We start from the raw sequence: 19,229 nt of genomic DNA on the forward strand, positions 1-19,229 counted from the left end.
TGCGGATAACGTTCTGCGGTCGCGAACACAACGGCGCGAGGTGCCGGAATCTCCGCTGCCCGCGCTGCGAAGTCGACGCGGCGAACGCTCCGTTCGCCGCGTCGAGCCGATCAGAAGATTCGGCTGAACAACCAATACAGCGAACCCGACAGCGCGATCGCGACCGGCAGGGTCAGTATCCAGGCCATCGCCAGATTGCGCACGGTGCTGAGCTGCAGGCCGGAACGATTCGCCACCATCGTGCCGGCCACGCCCGAAGACAGCACGTGAGTGGTCGATACCGGCAAGCCGAACATGTCGGCGGCGCCGATCGTCGTCATCGCCACCAGTTCGGCCGAAGCGCCCTGCGCGTAGGTCAAGTGCGTCTTGCCGATCTTCTCACCCACCGTCACCACGATGCGCTTCCAGCCGACCATGGTGCCGAGGCCGAGCGCGATCGCGACCGCGATCTTCACCCACAGCGGAATGAACTTGGTGGCGTCGTCGATCTGCTTCTTGAACGCGCCGAGGTTGGATTTCGCCTCCGCCCCGAGGCCGTTGCCGGCGTCTTTGCTGAGGAAGCGGATCGCTTCGGAGGCGAGGTACATGTCGTTACGCACGTTGGCGACGGACTCGGCCGGCACCTTCGCCAGCGTGCCGTGATCTTTGACCTGTTGACCGATGTTGCCGACCACGGCGGCCAATGACGGCACCACCTCCGGCTTGAGTTCGTGCGTGCGCACGTACTCGCCGAGGTTCTTGCGCGGGTCGGCGATCGCGGCGATGCGGTCGGGGCTGGCCAGCGACTGCTGCGTCGCGCTCGCCATCGCCACGAACGGCACCATCTGATCGGCCGGCATCGCGCGGTTGAGCGCGTAGGCCATCGGCACGGTGCCGACCAGGATCAGCATGATCAAGCCCATGCCCTTCTGGCCGTCGTTGGAGCCGTGCGCGAAGGAGACGCCGGTGCAGGTCAGGATCAGGATGCCGCGAATCCACCACGGCGGCGGCGTGTTGCCCTTGGGTTCGCGATACAAGGCCGGATTCTTCACCAGCGCGCGCAGCAGGATCAGCAGCAGCGCGGCCAGGCCGAAGCCGATCAGCGGCGACAGCAGCAGCGAATAGCCGACCTTGGTCGCCTGCGCCCAATCGACCCCGCTGGTGCCGTCGCGGCCGTGCATCAGCGCATTGGCGACGCCGACGCCGATGATCGAACCGATCAAGGTATGCGAGGAGGAAGCCGGCAGGCCGAACCACCAGGTGCCGAGGTTCCAAATGATCGCCGCGATCAGAAGGGCGAACACCATCGCGAACCCGGCGGAGGAACCCACTTGCAGGATCAGCTCGACCGGCAGCAGCGAGATGATGCCGAACGCGACCGCACCGCTCGACAGCAGCACGCCGAGGAAGTTGAAAAAGCCCGACCACATCACCGCGAAGTTGGCCGGCAGAGAATGGGTGTAGATCACCGTCGCGACCGCGTTGGCGGTGTCGTGAAAGCCGTTGACGAACTCGAAACCGAGCGCGATCAGAAGCGCGATGCCGAGCAAGAAGTAGGGCAGCCAGGTCGTGCGCAACACGCCGCCTTCGGCGTTGCCGATGTCCGACACCAGACTCCAGGCGCTGAAGGCGAGGCCGGCGACGAGCAGGGCGATGAAGATCAGCCCGGTCAAGGGATTGGGTTTGTTGTCGAGATTGGGGCGCGGCGATGCGCGATCGATGCTCAGGCTCGGCGATGACATCACGAATCCTCAGGGCGGGCCGACGAGGATGGTCCTGGCGCATGCCAGATTTGTGACAATCGCCATTGAACCGTCATGCGATGCTGTGAGTCTGATCCTTCGCACGATCCGCTTTTACTTACAGGAGTTGCCCATGAAGTTGTCCGAAGTGCGCCAGCGCGCGTTCGCGATGCCGTTGACGAACCCGTCCTATCCGCCGTCGCCGTACCGCTTCCGCGATCGCGAGTACATCGTCATCACCTACCGCACCGATCCCGCGGCGCTGGCCGCGGTCGTGCCCGAGCCGCTCGAGGTGATCGAGCCGGTGGTGAAGTACGAATTCATCCGCATGCCCGACTCGACCGGCTTCGGCGACTACACCGAATCGGGCCAGGTCATTCCGGTGCGCTATCGCGGCGAGGAAGGCGTCTACGTGCATTCGATGTATCTCGACGACGACGCGCCGATCGCCGGCGGCCGCGAGATCTGGGGCTTCCCCAAGAAACTGGCGAGCCCGAAGATCGTGCACGAGGGCGACGTCATCGTCGGCACCCTGCACTACGGCAGCCAGCTGTGTGCCTCCGGCACGATGGGCTACAAGCACCGCGAAGTGGATCGCGACAGCGTCTTGAAGGCGCTCGGCGTGCCGAACTTCCTGCTCAAGATCATTCCGCACGTCGACGGCAGTCCGCGCATTCTCGAACTGGTGCGCTACTTCCTGACCGATCTCACGCTGAAAGGCGCCTGGACCGCGCCGGCCGCTCTGCAGCTGCACGCGCACGCGATCGCCGACGTGGCGCGCCTGCCCGTGCTCGAAGTCACCTCGGCCCTGCATTTCGTCGCCGACCTCACGCTCGGCCCGGGCGAGGTCGTGCACGACTATCTCGCCGAAGGCTGAGGCGCGCCGTTTCCGAGAGCCGATCGCGTCGTGCCTGCATTCGCGGGCACTAAGCCCTTCCGGGACGGGCGTGTCGTGAGCGAGGAGGCGGGCGACGGGGCGCCCCTGCCGTTCGGCCCATGCGGCAGCCGGCAGCGGCGTCCTAGCATCGCGCGGTCCATCGTTGCGAGGGGAGCATCGCCATGTCCGGTCTTCGAATCCTGCGCGTCCGTACGATCGCCGCCTGCCTGTTCGCTGCCGCCGCGCCCGCCTGGGCCGCGCACGGCATCGATCCGTCCGACATCGATCGCAACGCCGATGCCTGCACCGACTTCTTCGCCTACGCCAATGGCGCCTGGCGCGCGCAGCACCCGATCCCGCAGTACATGGATCGCTGGAGCAAGCGCTGGCAAGCGGGCGAATTGAACAAGGAGCGCGTGCGCGACCTGCTGGCCGAGATGGCCGCCAAGCGCGACTGGCCTGCCGGCAGCTCCGAACAGTTGTCGGGCGATTTCTACGCCACCTGCATGGACGAAACACGGGTCAACGAACTCGGTCTGAAGCCGGCGCAGCCGCTGCTCGACCAGATCGCCGCGATCAAGACCCAGGCCGATCTGCAGCGCACGATCGGGCGCCTGCACGAACTCGGCGTCACCGCGCCGTTCAGTCTGCTCGCGCATCAGGATCTGCACGACCCGAGCAAGGTCATCGCGCACGTCGACGTCGGCGGGCTCGGCATGCCCGATCGCGACTACTACCTCAAGAGCGAGAAGCGCTTCGTCGAGGCGCGCGACAAATACCGCGCGCACGTGGCGAAGATGTTCGAGCTGGCCGGCGCGAAGCCGGCGGCGGCGAAGCAGGACGCCGCCACGGTGTTCGCGTTCGAGAAACGCCTGGCCGAAGTCTCGCTCGACAACGTCGCCCTGCGCGATCCGTATCAGCAGGACCACAAGACCGCGTTCGCCGACCTGGTCAAGCAAGTTCCGCAGTTCGACTGGGCGGCGTACTTCGATACGGCCAAGATCCCGCACGACGATCTGAACGTGACGCAGCCGAAATTCCTGCGCCAGGTCGGCAAGGAACTCAGCTCCACGCCGCTGGCGCAGTGGCGCACCTATCTGCGCTGGCAGGTGCTCAATGCCGCCGCCGACAGTCTGTCGACGCCGTTCGTCGAGGAGCGCTTCGCGTTCAACGGCCGCTATCTCGCCGGCACCACCGAGATGAAGCCGCGCTGGAAGCGCTGCGCCGAGGCGACCGACCAGCAGCTCGGCGAAGCGCTCGGCCGCAAGTACGTCGAAAAGTATTTCCCGCCCGAAGCGAAAGCGCGCATGCAGGAGATGGTCAAGAACATCCTGCTGGCGATGAAGGACACCATCGGCGGCCTCGACTGGATGGGCGAGGACACCAAGAAGAAGGCGCTCGAAAAGCTCGCCACCTTCAATCCGAAGATCGGCTATCCGGACACCTGGAAGGACTACCGCGGCCTCGTCGTCGCGCGCAACAGCCATTGGGACAACCTCGCCGCGACCTCGCGCTGGAACGTCGCCGACGAACGTGCGCGCATCGGCAAGGCGGTCGATCGTGGCCGTTGGGAAATGACGCCGCCGACCTCCAACGCGTACTACAACCCCTTCCTCAACGAGATCGTGTTTCCGGCCGGCATCCTGCAGCCGCCGGCGTTCGACGTGAGCGCGACCGACGCGGTCAACTACGGTGCGATCGGCGTCATCATCGGACACGAGATCAGCCACGGCTTCGACGACCAGGGTGCGCAGTTCGACGCGCAAGGCCGCCTCGCCAACTGGTGGACGCCGAGCGATCAGGAGAAATTCAAGGCGCGCGGGCAGTGCGTGGTCGATCAGTTCGAGGGCTATTTCATCGAGCCGGGCATCCACCACAACGGCAAGCTCGTGCTCGGCGAATCGATCGGCGATCTCGCCGGCGCCAAGCTCGCTTGGCTGGCGTACCAGAAATCGCGCGAAGGCAAGGCAGCGGAACCGACCCTCGACGGCTTCACGCCCGAGCAGCAGTTCTTCATCGCCTGGGGCCAGGTGCGCGGCGACGAAACGCGCCCGGAGACGCAGCGCACGATGGTGCAGGGCGATCCGCATCCGGTCGCGAAGTACCGCGTCAACGGGCCGCTGTCGAATCTGCCTGCCTTCCGCAGCGCGTTCCAATGCAAGGCGGACGCCGCGATGGTGCGGCCGGACAAGGACCGCTGCGAAGTCTGGTGAAGGCTGGCGGTCGCGCTTCGGCGCGACCTGACAGCGTCATCGCAGTTCGTTAGGCTGCCTCGCGTCGGAGGAATCGCCGCGAGGCAGCGCGATGGGTGCGAACCAAGTCGTCGTCGAAACCGGCGCGGTGATCGTGTTGCGGCATTTCGATGTCGCCTACTCGATCGATCTGGCGCAGGCAGAGAGCCTGTGCGCGGCGCATTCGAAAGCGGCCAGCTATCGCGGTCGCCTCAATTCGGTGCCGGAGAAAGCGCTCGCGTTCGGCGTGCCGCCGGTGCAACTGCCGCTGGCGCCGTTCGCGCTCGACATCGGCGGCCGGCGTTGTGCCGCCAGCGCGACCGCGCGCATCTACGATTTCGGCGTCGTCGTGCTGGCCGTGCGTCTGCCGGTCGCGCACTTGGCCTGGTCCGAATTCGTCGCGCTGGTGCAGGCGGCCGACCAGACGATCGGACCGGCCGCGCGCGATGGGGTGTGGGAGCGGTTGCTCGAGGACGTGCGCAGCGTGATCGCCCCGGCCTTGCTGCGTCCGTCCGCGGCGACGCTGGAAGAAGACTATCTGCTCGCCGTCGTCAACGAACTCGATCAGCCGCTGACGGCAGCGATGCTGCAAGAGCGCGTCGATTTGGTGCCGCTCTTGTCGGGTGAGACGCGCCGGCTGTCCGACGCCGCGCGGCGCGACCTGTTGCGGCAGAGCTTCTCCTACTACGAAGACGATCTGGTCGTGCTGACCTGGGATCGCGCCTTCGTGTACGAGCCGCGCGGCGACTCCGACGTCGCCGGCGTGCTCGAAGTCGCCAACGCGCAGCTGCTCGAGCTGCGCTACTACGACGAACTGCTCGACGACGAACTGCCGCGCATGTACGACCTGGTCGAGGAAGCGCGCGGCACCGCGTCGCTGCGCGCGGCGAGCCGCTTCGCCCAGCTCGCGCGGCGCCTGTACACGCTGGTGGCCGAGGTGACCGAGCTGACCGAGAAAGTCGACAACGCCTTGCAGGTTACCGAAGACGTCTATCTCGCGCGCATTTACGCTTCGGCGCTCGATCTTTTCCGCGTGCCCAAACTGAGCGCCGCGGTCGACCGCAAGCTCGCGATCGTGCGCGATACCTACACCGCGCTCTACGACGAAGCGTCGAGCCGGCGCGCCGAGTTGCTCGAAATCGCGATCGTTTTGTTGATCGTGATCGAGGTCGTGCTCGCTCTATTGCGCCATTGAGATCGCGCGGCTTCGAGGAGAGCGGCGGCTATCTCGCCGATGCTTTTCGCTCAAGCGATCGGCTTCGTACGCGCCAGCGCAGCGCGCACGAGGCGCGCGTACAAGCGTTCGCTCAAAGACAGATTTTTGCGCGCGAAATCGAGCCGCTCCAGCACGGCCGGTGCGTCGTCGGCATGGCCCGGTGCGAATAGGGCGCCGAGCAGGGCCGGCCAGCGGCGCGGTTCGGCCAGACACGATTTCAGCCACAACAGCGCCGGCAACACACGGCGCTCGGTCGCATCGAAATCGCTGCCGAACGGGAACGTCGGCAGCAAGCCGCGGGCGGCGAACGGCTGCAGCTTGGCGTTCAACGCCGACGGCGTGTTCGCGCGCCAAGCTTCGGGCACGCGGAAATCGCGCGGCAGCTTGCCGGCACGCATCGCATCCGCAGCCAGCGCATCGACGAAGCGCGCGTCGCTGATCGCGAGCATCGCGCGCACGCAGGCTTCGTCGGACTTGCCGCGCAGATCGGCGACGCCGTACTCGGTCACGTACAGGTCGCGCAGATGGCGCGGGATGGTGGTGTGGCCGTAGTTCCAGCGGATGTTCGATTCGACGCGGCGGCCGCTCTTGCGCGTCGCGCGCAAGAGCAAAGCCGAGCGTCCGCCGTCGAGCGCATGCGCCATCGCGACGAAGTTGTACTGGCCGCCGACGCCGCTGACGACACGGCCGTCTTCGAGCGCGTCGGAGGTCGCCGCGCCGAGCAGGCTCGCCATCATGCAGGTGTTGAAGAACCGCGCATCGCGGCGCTGCAGCGCGTCGAGCTGTTCGCGTCCGCCGTAAAGCTGGTTGACGTCGGAGACGCGGCACATGGCGAGGCCGGCATAGTCGGCGCCTTCGAGCGTGCGCAGCCAGTCGTAGAACGCCTTGCTGCCCAGATAGAACGCGCCCTTGAGATAGTGACCGCCGCGTAGCTTGGCCGGGTCGGCCGCGACGCCGGCGTCGAGCGCGCGCTGCAAGTCGACGTCGTCGTACACCGATCGCGTCAGGATGCCGGCGCGGCGCAGGTGCATGAAACCGTCCATGATCATCTCGCTGGCGCCGTACAGGCCGCGCACGAACGGCGCCACCCCTCCGATGCGCTCGGTCAGCGCGTCGGCGGCGGCATCTTCGCCGCGCACCGCGCGCAACAGCGCCAGATAATCGGCGTTGCCGCGTTGACGCAGCAGCAGCGCGTACACGATTGCATCCGACAGCGCGCCGATGCCGATCTGCAAGGTGCCGCCGTCGCGCACCAGCGCGCTCGCGTGCAGGCCGATCGCGTATTCGGTGAGGTCGACCGCACCGCGCGGCAGCGCGAACAGCGGCTGCGCCGCCGCGCTTTCTTCGACCAAGGCATCGAACAGCTCGGCGCCGACTTCGGCGTCGCCGCCGAGGAAGGGCAACTCCGGATGCACGACGCCGATCACCAGCGGCCGCGGCTTGCCGCGCGCGGCGATCGCGTCGAGCACGTCCAGCGTCACGTCCGGATTGCACGACAGGCTGTAGCGCGCCGCAGGGCCTTCACCGCGCCGCGCGACCAGCTGCACGATCGCGTGCAGTTCGCCGTCGGCGAGATCGCGCGCGACTTGGGTGTAGTTGATGCTGGCGTAGTCGCGCTGCGCCTGCGCCGAGCCGAGCATCGCGCCGGATTGGAAATAGAACTCCTGCACGTGCACGTGCGGCGGCAGCCGCCCGGCCTTGAGGTCGCGCACGTAGTCCAGGCGCGGATAGTCGGCGCCGAACTGGCGTGCCAAGAACGGCTCGAGGAAACGCCGTTCGAGTTCGCTGCTCGGCGCCGGCGGATCCAGCGACAACGCGGTGTACAAAGTCAGACGCTGCGTCGGATCGCGCCGCGCGCTTGCGTACAGCGCATTGAGCAAGCGGTTCGGCTTGCCGAGACCAAGCGGCGCAGCGACGGCGAGATGATCGCCGCCGCGAGCACGGATGCGCTCGACCAGGGTGTCGAACTGGCCGACCTCGGCCGCCGTCACGCCAGGCACCTCCGGCCGCATCGACCGTTTGATCCACGGGCTCGTTCGCGCATTGCCGTCCGCTCCGCTCGCGGCGCGTGCCGCGTCGACAGCCATTCTGCCCGCGTTGGCGGCCGAAGTGTCCGCTTCACCGGCGCCTGCGCCCAGACCGCGTCAGCTGCGCTTGGGCAGGGTCCAATCCGGTCGCACGAAGTGGCAGGTGTAACCTTCGGGGTAGTGCTGCAAGTAGTCCTGATGCTCGGGCTCGGCTTCCCAGAACGGACCGGCCGGAGCGATCTCGGTGACGACCTTGCCCGGCCACAGGCCGGAAGCATCGACGTCGGCGACGGTGTCCTCGGCGACGCGCTTCTGCTCGTCGTCGCGATAGAAGATCGCCGAGCGGTAGCTCGTGCCGACGTCGTTGCCTTGGCGGTTTTTGGTGGTCGGGTCGTGGATCTGGAAGAAGAATTCGAGGATGCGGCGATAGCTGATGCGGCTCGGATCGAACACGATCTCGATCGCCTCGGCGTGCGTGCCGTGGTTGCGGTAGGTCGCGTTCGGCACTTCGCCGCCGCTGTAGCCCACGCGCGTGGAGACCACGCCGGGGACGCGGCGCAAGAGGTCCTGCATGCCCCAGAAGCAGCCGCCGGCCAGAATCGCGGTTTCGGTGTGCGTCGTCATCATGGATTCTCCTTGGAGGATCGAAAGCTTACGCCGGGCGGCCGGTAGATGGCGGTCGCCCGGGCAAGGTCAAGCACGCGTCGTTCAACCAGCGATGACGGTCAGCGCGACGTCGATGTTGCCGCGCGTCGCCTTCGAGTAGGGGCAGATCTCGTGCGCGGCATGGGCGAGCTGCTCGGCCACTTCCTGCGCGAGGCCCGGCGCCCGCACCTCGATGCGCGCCTGCAGGAACCAGGCGGCGCCGGTCTGGCCGAGATCGACTTCGATGTCGACCGCGAGTTCGGCCGGCAGCTTCACTTTCTTCTGCGCGGCGATCAGCCCGAGGGCGGCGCTGTAGCAGGCCGACCAGGCGCCGGCGAACAGCCGCTCGGCGGTCGGATGCGGCGCGACGTCGGTGAACGACAACTCCTGGCCGGCGTTGCCGGGGGAAGAGAGGACGAGGTCCAGGTTGCCGTGGCCGCGCGCTGCGCCCTCGCTCTGGCTGGCGGTGGTGTGCGTCTTGCCGGTGAACAGTACTTTCTCGATCTTGGTCATGGCGGATTCCTCTGTGTTGTGAGTGAGTGACCTGCATATCGCGTGCGATTACATCGCATGCGATATGTATGGGAAACAAAGACCTCAAACTGAGGTCGGGCGTGCATCTGGTTCAGGTAGTGCTTGACTCCGATTACTATCGCATAAGATTAGATCGCATGCGATATATTTAGATTACGGTTGTCACTCAGGCCGTGTCAAGCACTTTCTACGCATCGATCAGCAGCCGATCCGCCGGTGACAGCAGCAGGCGAGGGTGGCCACCGCAATGCGTTTCCGCTCGGCATTCGATTTGAAGCGGTAACGACTGAATCGTATGCGATGTATGATGGGAAGAGCGGCGCGGCCTGCGCCCAGGAGCCTTCGTCATGAAATCCAAGCCGACCGATGCGATCGTCAATCTCAAGCTCGCCGACTACCTGTGCTTCGCGATCTACTCGACCAATCTCGCTTTCGGCAAAGCGTATCGGCCGATGCTGGAAGCGCTCGGCCTCACCTACACCCAATACGTGACCATCGTCGCGCTGTGGGAAGAGGACGATCTCACCGTGAGCCGCCTCGGCGAGAAGCTCTTCCTCGAATCCAACACGCTCACCCCGATCCTGAAGAAGCTCGAGGCGATGGGTTATGTCGAGCGTGCGCGCGACCCGGCGGACGAGCGCCAGGTGCGCGTGCGCCTGACCCGCAGCGGCAAACGCCTGCGCGAGAACGCCTACATCGATCTGACCGATGCCTGCGGCCTCGCGCAGAAGGACTTTCCGCGTCTGCAGAAAGAGATCGTCGGCTTGCGCGAGAACCTGCTCAAGGCCGTGCACGGCGCGGACTGAGCGAAGACTTCGCGATCGATGTCAGAGTGGCCGCCGCAACGGCGTATAGGAAAGGCAGGCGATCCGGTTCGTGTCCGCACCGGTTCCGCGCCTGGCCGTACGTCTTCGGGGGTGTGCCATGTCCGACTTCATCGGGTGCGATTTCCGCGCCGCCGCGCGCGCCCGCGCGCCTCGTTCGCGCGTTTGGTTCGGCGCGTGCCTGATCTTCCTGCTCCTGCTGTTGAACGCGGTTTCCGCCTCGGCGCAATGCTCCGGCGGCCGCACCAACGCCGACACCGTCGTCTACGACCGGCCGCCGGCCTTCTCCAGCGGCAGCGGCTGGAGCTACGGCAACGAAATCGCGCGTCTGCCCGCCGGCAGCGCGCTCAGTGTGTGCGAAACCACCGCAGTCGGCCTCTTCGTCGACAAGAAGAAATGGCTGCGTATCGATCTCGGCGGCGGTCGCAGCGGCTGGATCTTCGCCGGCACCACCACGCTCGCCGATACGCGCCGCGCGCCACGTTTTGATCCATGGCCGATCTCGAGTGCGCTGGCGGCCACACCGGATGCACAGCCGGGATTGCCCGGCTTCGACGAACGCACGATGATCCTGATCGCGCTCTTGTGCGTGCTGCTCGGCATGTTCGGCAAGTTGGTGTTCGATGAAGCCGAGGCGAACGCCCGTTTTTCGTGGCGACAGTGCCTGCAGCCGCGCAAGTTCGTGAAGGCTTTCGTTGCCGCGCCGCTGGCGCTGGTGGCCTTCCTCAACCTCGGTAACTTTTCTTTCAGCAGCGAAGTCGCGGTCGTCGTTTCCTGGTGCATGGCGTTCCAGAACGGATTCTTCTGGCAGACCTTGTTGCCGCCGGCGAAGATCGGCGCCGCCGCCAATGCAGGAGCCGCATCGTGAAGCGCGACATCAGCAACGAAGCCTGGCTGCGCCTGGCCAAGCAGATCGGCGTGGAAGCCGCCGCGCTGCGTGCGGTCGCCGCGGTCGAATCGGCCGGCGACGGCTTCCTGCCGCCGCCGTCGGAGCGGCCGAAGGTCTTGTTCGAAGGCCACGTCTTCCATCGGCTGACGCAAGCGCGCTACGACGCCGCGCACCCCGATCTCAGCTACCCGAACTGGGACCGCAAGCGCTACGCGGGTTCGCTCGCCGGTGAATGGGAACGCCTCGATGCGGCCTGCGCGCTCGACCGCATCGCGGCACTGCAATCGGCGAGCTGGGGCCTGTTCCAGATCATGGGCTTCAACTACGACGCCTGCGGCTGCGCCGACGTCGACGCGTTTGTCGCAGCGCAATCGGAAGGCGCCGAGCAGCAGCTCGCGCTGTTTGCGCGCTTCATCGCCCGCGCACCCTTCATCACCGCCTTGCGTCAGCGCGACTGGGCCGCCTTTGCCCGCGCCTACAACGGCAGCGGTTATCGCCAGAATGCCTACGACCGCAAGCTGCGCGAGGCGTATCGGCATTTCAGCGCTGCGCCGGCCGCTGCAGCGGCGGCACCTACGAAGACGCGCGCGGCGAAGAAGACGGCCGCGCGCAAGACGTCGAGCGCGGCTTCCGCGCTGCCGCCGGGACGTTCCAGCTTCCCCGCAGTAGCGCCGCAGCGCGCGCCGGCACGGCGTGCGCCGGTCAAGCCCGATTCGATCGATCTGCGCGACTGGCTGTACCGGCCGAGCATCGCGGTGAGCCCGCCGCCTTCGATCCTGCCCAACGATCCGCGTCCGGTGAAGGATCAGAAACAGACCAATGCCTGCACCGGCTTCGCGCTGGCGAGCGTGATCGAAACCCTGCTCGCGCGCGGCGGCCGTCCGGCCGAGCAGATTTCCGGCTACATGCTCTACAGCATGGCGCGCCGCTACGACGAATGGAGCGACAACGACGACGAGGACGCCGGCTCGTCCCTGCGCGGCGCGCTCAAAGGCTGGTCGCGCCACGGCGCCAGCCTGGCGCGGCTGTGGAAGAACAAGACGATGCCGCCGGCGACCAACGATCCGAACACCGACTGGTGGCTGGATGCGGTGAAGCGCCCGCTCGGCACCTACTACCGCATCACGCCGAAGGCGATCGGCGACATCCACGTCGCACTGGCCGAAGCCGGTGTCGTCTACGCCAGCGCGATGATCCACGACGGCTGGTCGGCGCTGTCCGACGGCGCGGTGGCGGAAGCGCCGACCGGCGTCGAGCAACTGCGCCGCATCGCGCCCGGGCGCGGCCAGGCCGGACACGCGTTCGCGATCGTCGGCTACTGCGACGCCGGCTTCATCGTGCAGAACTCGTGGGGACCGCAATGGGGCCACGGCGGCTTCGCGATCCTCACCTACGACGACTGGCTGCGCAACGCGATGGATTGCTGGGTGGTGCAGCTCGGCGTCGTCACCAGCGAACACGAAGCGGTCGCCGCAAGCGCGACCTTGCAGGCGAAGGCCGGCCAGGCGGTCGCGCTGGCGACGGATCGCACCCTGGCCGACCATCAGATCGGCCCGTTCGTGATCGACATGGAGAACAACGGCGAGCTGAGCCAGCGCGGCCGCTTCCGCACTCATCCGGACGATCTGGTGCAGCTGCTCGACTTCCATCTGGTCAAGGCTTGTCAGGAATGGCAGCTCGACCGCAACGCCACCGTCGACATCGCGATCTACGCGCACGGCGGCCTGGTCGACGAAGACGCCGCGGCGGAAACCGCGCGCACCTGGATTCCGCTGCTGCGCTCCAATCGCATCTTCCCGATCTTCCTGATGTGGGAGACCGGCGCGTTCAAGACCCTGACCGACCTGCTCGAGGATTTCGCCAGCGAGCAGGATCAAGCCGCCACCGACACCGCCGGCGGCTGGTGGGATCGTTTCAAAAGCGCGGCGCTGGAATGGAAGGACGAGCGCATCGAGAGCTTCGCGCGCTGGCCCGGCGGCAAGCTGTGGGGCGAGATGAAGCAGAACGCCGACGCCCTGTCGGGCTCGCCGCGTTCGGGCGCGGTGCAGTTGTTCAAGCTGTTCAAGCAGCGCGAGCAGAGCCTGCCGAAGGTGCGCCTGCATCTGATCGGCCATTCGGCCGGCGCGATCGTGCATTGCTACTTGGGTCAGCGCGCCGTTCAGCGCGGCCTCGCGCTGGAATCGCTCAGTTTCCTCGCGCCGGCCGCTACGGTCGATCTGTTCGACGCCAGGCTCGGCGAGCTGGTCTCCAAGCGTCCTCTGCGCAGCCTGTTCGCCTATCTCACCGACGCGGCCGAGCGCGCCGACCCAACCTGCCGGCCTTACGGTCATTCGCTGTTGTACTTGCTCGCGCGTTCGCTCGAGGGCGGCCAAGACGTACCGATTCTCGGCATGGAGAAATATCTGGTCCCGGCGATCGTGACCCATCCCTGGGGCGAGCGCATCGCGCGCCTCACCAGCCCCGGCGGCTTGATCGCGAGCGGAACTGCGGCGACCAAGGCGACCACGCACGGCGGCATGGACGACGACACGGCGGTGCAGGCGGCGGTGATCCGGCACATCAAGGGCGCCGGCTGGAGCGGCCCGGTGGTGTGGCCGGCGACACTTTGAAGCACGCCGGTACGTCGCTTCGGCTCAGCACGAGTACGACAAAGCGCTGAGCATCGGTAGTGCGTGCGCTTGCGCGTGCCGCCGATCGAACCGAGCGCTGCGCCGGCGCTGTCCGCCGTGCGACGAGAGCGAGGTCGCCTGCGTACCCGCCTGCATTGCAAGTGGCTGAGGTCGTCTCCGATTCGCAGCCCGCTTGCGGCACACTGCCGGCCGGGTCGCCGCCTCATGCGTGCCGGCCGGCGGCGTGGCGCCACCACGAGCGAGACCAGAGTAGGCGCACATGAGGTTCAAGGCGGCAGCGGTATGGGTTCTGCTCGGGTCGAGTTTCTTTTCGATCCTCCACGCGCAATCGGCGCCGACGCCGGCACCGATCGAGGCGCGCGTACCGTTCGCGCCGACGGCCTTCGTCGGCAGCGACGGCGCGACGCATCTGGCCTACGAGCTGCATCTGAGCAACTTCTACGGCGACACCGGTCCGCTGCGCCCGCAAGGACTGAAGGTCTACGCCGAAGGCAACGATACGCCGCTGCTGGCGGTGGATGCGCAAGCGCTGGCGCAGATGGTCAAGCCGACGCCGGCCGAGAATGCGCCGGTGTCGATCGCGTCGGGCAAGCGCAGCATCGTGTTCGTATGGCTCACGCTGCCGGCCGGTGCGCCGGTGCCGCACGCGCTACGGCACCGAATCGAGTTCACCACCGAAAAGAACGCCACCGTCGTACTCGACGATGCGATCGTGGCGGTGAACGCCGGCAAGGTCGCGACGCTAGGCCCGCCGCTGCGCGGAGGCCGCTGGCTGGCGAACGAAGGGCCGGGCGCGGCGCAATCGCACCACTGGGGTAGTTTGGTCGCGGTCAACGGCCGGCTGACCATCCCGCAGCGTTACGCGCTGGACTTGGTCGGCGTCGATGCGCACGGTCGCGCGATCAAGCCGAAGATCAAGGACATCAAGAAAGCCACGCACGCCGACTGGGTCGGCTACGGCGTCGACGTGCTCGCGGTCGCCGACGGCGTCGTGCGCAGCGCACGCGACGGTGAAGAAGAGCATGCGCCGCTGACCGCGCAGCCCGAGCCGCCTTCGCTCAGCGCCGACGGCTTGTACGGCAACTACGTCATTTTGGAAATCGAACCCGGCGTGTTCGCCAGCTACGCCCACCTGCAGCGCGGCAGCGTCAAAGTGAAGGCAGGCGATCGCGTGCGCCGCGGCGATGTGATCGGAAAGCTCGGACAGTCGGGCAACTCGGCCGGGCCGCACCTGCACTTCCATCTCGCCGATGCCGCGACGTTCGAGGGATCGGAAGGCATTCCCTATACGTTCGCGCGTTTCGAGTCGCTCGGGCCGGAGACCGAAGCGCAGTTGTTCGGGCAGGGCGAGCCGTGGAAGCCGGCAGCCAGCGCGCAGCAAACGGATCGGCTGCCGTTGAGCGGAATCGTGATCCAATTTCCCGATCGCTGAATCAGGCCGATCGGGAAAGATTCGAACCGATCGGCCGGACGGCTAGAATAGCGCCGATGCACGAGATCGATCGAAACGCACGCCGGCTCGCGGTCGCGCCGATGATGGACTGGACCGACCGCCACTGCCGCGTCTTCCATCGCCTGCTCGCACCGAATGCGCTGCTCTATACCGAGATGGTCACCGCGCCCGCGGTGATCCACGGCGATCGCGCGCGTCTGCTCGGCTTCGACGCCAGCGAGCACCCGATCGCCTTGCAGCTCGGCGGCTCGGAACCGGCCGAACTCGAGCAGGCGGCGCGCATCGGTGCCGAGCTCGGTTACGACGAGATCAATCTCAACGTCGGTTGTCCCTCCGATCGCGTGCAGTCCGGCCGCTTCGGCGCCTGCCTGATGCGCGAGCCGGCGCTGGTCGCCGATTGCGTCGCGGCGATGCGCGCGGCGGTGCGCATACCGGTCACGGTGAAGTGCCGGCTCGGCGTCGACGAGCAGGACGAATACGCCGATCTCGAACGCTTCGTCGCGCGCGTGCACGCCGCCGGCTGCACCGTGTTCGTCGTGCATGCGCGCAAGGCCTGGTTGCAGGGACTTTCGCCGAAGGAGAATCGCGAGGTGCCGCCGCTCAACTACGAGCGCGTGTATCGGCTCAAGCGCGATTTCCCGCAGCTGACCGTCGTCATCAACGGCGGCGTCGCGCAGGTCGCCGAGGTGCGCGAGCACCTGCACCACGTCGACGGCGTCATGCTCGGGCGCACCGCGTATCACGAGCCGTATCGGCTGGCCGAAATCGAAGCGGAATTGTTCGGCACGCCGCTGCCCGATCGCGACGAGGTGCTGTTGCGCTTGCGTCCCTACGTCGAAGCGCATCTGGCGCGCGGCGACCGTCTGCAGCACATCAGCCGCCACGTACTCGGTCTGTATCAGGGCCTGCCCGGTGCGCGCGCTTTCCGCCGCGTGCTGAGCGAGCAGGCGCATCGCGCGAATGCCGGTTGGAGCGTGGTCGAACAAGCGCTCGCCGCGCGCCGCGGCGAATCGCGCGCGCGAGCGGCTTAGCGTTTCGCGCGGCGCAGTCGATCGAGCAGGGCCGAAGCGGGATTTGACCAAGGTCGAGTTTCTCGCCGCCGTGCATGCGCCTAGGCTGTAGCGATCGGATCTTCCTTCAGGAATCGGCAATGGACGGCTCGCAAGCGAGCGCCGCGCCCGACGGCGCGGCGGCATCGAAGCCAACACAGAGCAGCTGGCGCGGACGCGGGATGGCGATCGTCTTTGTGCTGTTGTGGTGCTCGGGTTATCCGTCCGGCAAGCTGGCGGTGTTGCATGGCGGGCCGTTCACGGTGCTGCTGTTGCGCTTCGTCGCGGCGGCGGCGATCTTCGGCGCCTTGGCGGTGTTCGCGCAGGCGGTCTGGCCGGGCTGGCGCGCGCTCGGCCACAGCGCGGTGGTCGGACTGCTGTCGCTGGCGCTGTCGTTCGGAGGCATCTACGAGGGCCTGCATCTGGGCTTGTCGACCGGCCTGTCGGCGCTCTTCATCGGTGCGATGCCGTTGGCGACGGCGCTGTTCGCAAGCCTGACCGGCGAGCGACTGAGCCGCTGGCAATGGGGCGGACTCGCGCTCGGCTTCGTCGGCGTGCTGCTGGTGCTGCAGGGGCGCATCGACACCAACGGCGCCGGCGCGGCCAGTTATCTCGCGGGGCTGGTCGGCTTGCTCGGCTTGAGCCTCGGCACGCTGTACCAGAAGCGGCATTCCTCGACCTTGGATTTGCGCGTCGGTCTCGCTGCGCAGCACGCAGCGGCTGCGCTGGCGATGCTGCCGCTGGCGCTGTGGCTGGAGCACTTCCGCAGCGACTGGAGTGCGACCTACATCGGCGCGCTGAGCTGGATCGTGCTGGTCAACGCGGTCGGCGGGTTCGCGCTGCTGTTCGCGCTGATCCGTCGCGGCGCCGCGACCGACGTCGCCGCGTTGTTCTACCTGATGCCGCCGGTGACGGCCCTGATGGGTTATCTCGTGCTCGGCGAGCGCCTGGCACCGGCGATGCTGCCGGGCTTCGCCCTGGTCGCGTTCGGCATCTGGCTCGGTACGCGGCGGGAGGTCGGGTAGCCGATCGGCTGCGCGCCATCAGGTGCTGCGGACGCTTAGGTCTTTCGTTTCGCGTCTCGCGGCAGTTCGAGCAGATGCGCGAGGTCAAGATCGGGCGCTTGCTTCGTCAGTGCGCAGCATACGCGTTCCGCGAGAGCGCCGGCAGGAGCCGTGTGTGGGCAAAGGCGATCGTACATTCGCAATCGAGTCGAATCGACTTCCCGCTACACTTCGCCCATGCCTTTGATCCAACTTCAGAACGTCGACTACTCCGTCGGCGGCCCACTGCTGCTCGAAAAGGTCGATCTGACGATCGAGCCGCGCGAGCGCATCTGCATCGTCGGCCGCAACGGCGCCGGCAAGTCGACCTTGCTCAAACTGATCGCCGGCGAGCTGCGCCCGGACGACGGCGAAGTGCGCGTGCAGACCGGCGCACGCATCGCGCGGCTGACGCAGGAAGTGCCGCACGACCTCGCCGGCACCGTGTTCGACGTGGTCGCCGGCGCGCTCGGCGAACTCGGTGCGCTGCTGGCGGAGTTCCACCGGCTCACGCATCACCTCGATCAAGCCGGCAATCCCGCCGCGATGGCGGCGGTGCAGGCGCGTATCGACGCCGGCGGCGGCTGGAATCTCGATCAGCGCGTGGTGCGCGTGCTGGCGCGGTTGGAATTGGCCGAGGACATCGAGTTTTCGGCCTTGTCGGGCGGCATGAAGCGACGCGTGCTGCTGGCGCGCGCGCTGGTGCTGGAGCCCGATCTCTTGCTGCTGGACGAGCCGACCAACCATCTCGACATCGATGCGATCGCCTGGCTCGAGCGGCTGCTGCTCGATTTCGCCGGCAGCGTGGTGTTCGTCACCCACGATCGCCGCTTCCTGCGCGCGCTCGCCACGCGCATCGTCGAGATCGACCGCGGCCAAGTCACCTCCTGGCCCGGCGACTACGAAAACTATCTGCGCAGGCGCGAGGAGCGGCTGCACGCCGAGGCGCAGGCGAACGCGCTGTTCGACAAGAAACTGGCGCAAGAGGAAGTCTGGATCCGCCAGGGCATCAAGGCGCGGCGCACGCGCAACGAAGGGCGCGTGCGCGCACTCGAAGCGATGCGGCGCGAGCGCGCGCAGCGGCGCGAGCTCGGCGGTCGCGCGCGCATCGCCGCGGACATCGCGGCGCGCTCGGGAAAGCGCGTGGTCGAGGTCGAGAACATCCGCTTCGCCTACGACGGGCGCCGCATCGTCGACGGGCTGACCACGGCGATCCAGCGCGGCGATCGCATCGGCCTGATCGGCGCGAACGGGTCGGGCAAGACCACCTTGCTCAAGCTCCTGCTCGGCCAGCTGGAGCCGCAGGCGGGCGAGGTGCGGCTGGGCACGAATCTGGAAATCGCTTACTTCGACCAGCACCGCGCGCATCTGCGCGAGGACTTGAATGCGCTCGACAACGTCGCCGAAGGACGTGAGTACATCGAGGTCGGCGGCGCGCGCAAGCACGCGCTCGGTTATCTGCAGGAGTTCCTGTTCGCGCCGGACCGCGCGCGCGCGCCGATCACGGCGCTGTCGGGCGGCGAACGCAATCGCCTGCTCTTGGCCAAACTGTTCGCCAAGCCTTCTAATCTGCTGGTGATGGACGAGCCGACCAACGATCTCGACGTCGAAACGCTCGAGCTGTTGGAAGAACTCCTGGCCAACTACCAGGGCACCCTGCTGCTGGTTTCGCACGACCGCGAGTTCCTCGACAACGTGGTCAGCGGCACGCTGGCGCTGGAAGGCGAGGGGCGTGTCGGCGAGTACGTCGGCGGCTACACCGACTGGCTGCGGCAGCGGCCGACGAACGCGCCGGTCGCCGTGGTGCGCGCCGCACGCGAACGCGCGAGCGAAGAACCCAAGCCGATCGTCGCACCGAGCAAGCGCAAGCTCAGCTACAAGGAATCGCGCGAACTGGAAGACCTGCCTCAGCGCATCGAGAGCTTGGAGGCGCGCATCGCCGAACTCGGCGCGGCGATGCAGGAACCGGCGTTCTACAACCAGGACAGCGCCGCCATCGTCGCCGTCAACGATGAGCTGGCTGCTTTGCAGCTGCAGCTCGATGCGGCGTACGAGCGCTGGCAGCTGCTCGAGGCCGGCTGATCGCGGCG

General features: G+C 67.1%; 14 protein-coding genes. 10 read left to right on the plus strand and 4 right to left on the minus strand.

The features are described 5' to 3' along the window. Positions 1-110: 110 nt before the first annotated feature. Positions 111-1,721: an inorganic phosphate transporter gene (locus tag AC3QL3_RS03770; RefSeq protein WP_492896965.1), complete on the minus strand. Its 1,611-nt coding sequence runs from the start codon at positions 1,719-1,721 to the stop codon at positions 111-113. Positions 1,722-1,854: 133 nt separating this feature from the next. Between AC3QL3_RS03770 and AC3QL3_RS03775 the strand changes: the two genes are divergently transcribed. The 3 genes from AC3QL3_RS03775 to AC3QL3_RS03785 all read left to right on the plus strand — a co-directional run bounded on the left by AC3QL3_RS03775 (position 1,855) and on the right by AC3QL3_RS03785 (position 6,024). Then, positions 1,855-2,598 carry an acetoacetate decarboxylase gene (locus AC3QL3_RS03775; protein ID WP_492896966.1) on the plus strand — a complete coding sequence of 248 codons (744 nt, stop codon included), beginning with the start codon at positions 1,855-1,857 and terminating at the stop codon, positions 2,596-2,598. Between the two features lie 182 nt (positions 2,599-2,780). Beyond that, positions 2,781-4,811: a M13 family metallopeptidase gene (locus AC3QL3_RS03780; RefSeq protein ID WP_492896967.1), complete on the plus strand. Its 2,031-nt coding sequence runs from the start codon at positions 2,781-2,783 to the stop codon at positions 4,809-4,811. Positions 4,812-4,902: 91 nt separating this feature from the next. After that, positions 4,903-6,024: a hypothetical protein gene (locus AC3QL3_RS03785; protein ID WP_492896968.1), complete on the plus strand. Its 1,122-nt coding sequence runs from the start codon at positions 4,903-4,905 to the stop codon at positions 6,022-6,024. Positions 6,025-6,074: 50 nt separating this feature from the next. On the opposite strand, the gene AC3QL3_RS03790 is transcribed toward AC3QL3_RS03785, so the two are convergent. The 3 genes from AC3QL3_RS03790 to AC3QL3_RS03800 all read right to left on the minus strand — a co-directional run bounded on the left by AC3QL3_RS03790 (position 6,075) and on the right by AC3QL3_RS03800 (position 9,230). Then, a complete protein-coding gene (locus tag AC3QL3_RS03790) occupies positions 6,075-8,036 on the minus strand; it encodes an acetyl-CoA hydrolase/transferase C-terminal domain-containing protein (protein ID WP_492896969.1) in 1,962 nt (653 codons plus the stop codon). Between the two features lie 153 nt (positions 8,037-8,189). After that, complete coding sequence (gene msrA / locus AC3QL3_RS03795; protein ID WP_492896970.1) at positions 8,190-8,696, minus strand: peptide-methionine (S)-S-oxide reductase MsrA; 507 nt, start codon at positions 8,694-8,696, stop codon at positions 8,190-8,192. Positions 8,697-8,780: 84 nt separating this feature from the next. Further along, the gene (locus tag AC3QL3_RS03800; protein ID WP_492896971.1) at positions 8,781-9,230 is read right to left on the minus strand and encodes an Ohr family peroxiredoxin; all 450 of its coding nucleotides are present in this window, start codon (positions 9,228-9,230) and stop codon (positions 8,781-8,783) included. Positions 9,231-9,598: 368 nt separating this feature from the next. On the opposite strand from AC3QL3_RS03800, the gene AC3QL3_RS03805 reads away from it, so the two are divergent. From AC3QL3_RS03805 to AC3QL3_RS03835, 7 genes are all read left to right on the plus strand, one after another. After that, entirely contained in the window at positions 9,599-10,057 is a 459-nt protein-coding gene (locus tag AC3QL3_RS03805) for a MarR family winged helix-turn-helix transcriptional regulator (protein WP_492896972.1), read from the plus strand. A 118-nt stretch (positions 10,058-10,175) separates the two neighbouring features. Then, positions 10,176-10,943, plus strand: coding sequence for an SH3 domain-containing protein (locus AC3QL3_RS03810; RefSeq protein WP_492896973.1), 768 nt, complete (start codon positions 10,176-10,178; stop codon positions 10,941-10,943). Then, positions 10,940-13,573, plus strand: a complete 2,634-nt coding sequence (locus tag AC3QL3_RS03815) for an N-acetylmuramidase domain-containing protein (RefSeq protein WP_492896974.1) — start codon at positions 10,940-10,942, stop codon at positions 13,571-13,573. The genes AC3QL3_RS03810 and AC3QL3_RS03815 overlap by 4 nt, the downstream gene beginning before the upstream one ends. A gap of 280 nt (positions 13,574-13,853) precedes the next feature. Then, a complete protein-coding gene (locus AC3QL3_RS03820) occupies positions 13,854-15,026 on the plus strand; it encodes a M23 family metallopeptidase (RefSeq protein ID WP_492896975.1) in 1,173 nt (390 codons plus the stop codon). 56 nt (positions 15,027-15,082) lie between these two features. After that, a complete protein-coding gene (dusA, locus tag AC3QL3_RS03825) occupies positions 15,083-16,078 on the plus strand; it encodes a tRNA dihydrouridine(20/20a) synthase DusA (protein WP_492896976.1) in 996 nt (331 codons plus the stop codon). A gap of 200 nt (positions 16,079-16,278) precedes the next feature. Further along, positions 16,279-17,121, plus strand: coding sequence for a DMT family transporter (locus AC3QL3_RS03830; protein ID WP_492896977.1), 843 nt, complete (start codon positions 16,279-16,281; stop codon positions 17,119-17,121). A gap of 216 nt (positions 17,122-17,337) precedes the next feature. Next, positions 17,338-19,221: an ATP-binding cassette domain-containing protein gene (locus tag AC3QL3_RS03835; protein WP_492896979.1), complete on the plus strand. Its 1,884-nt coding sequence runs from the start codon at positions 17,338-17,340 to the stop codon at positions 19,219-19,221. Positions 19,222-19,229: the final 8 nt, after the last annotated feature.

This window comes from Dokdonella sp. GW821-FHT11D02, assembly GCF_058808595.1.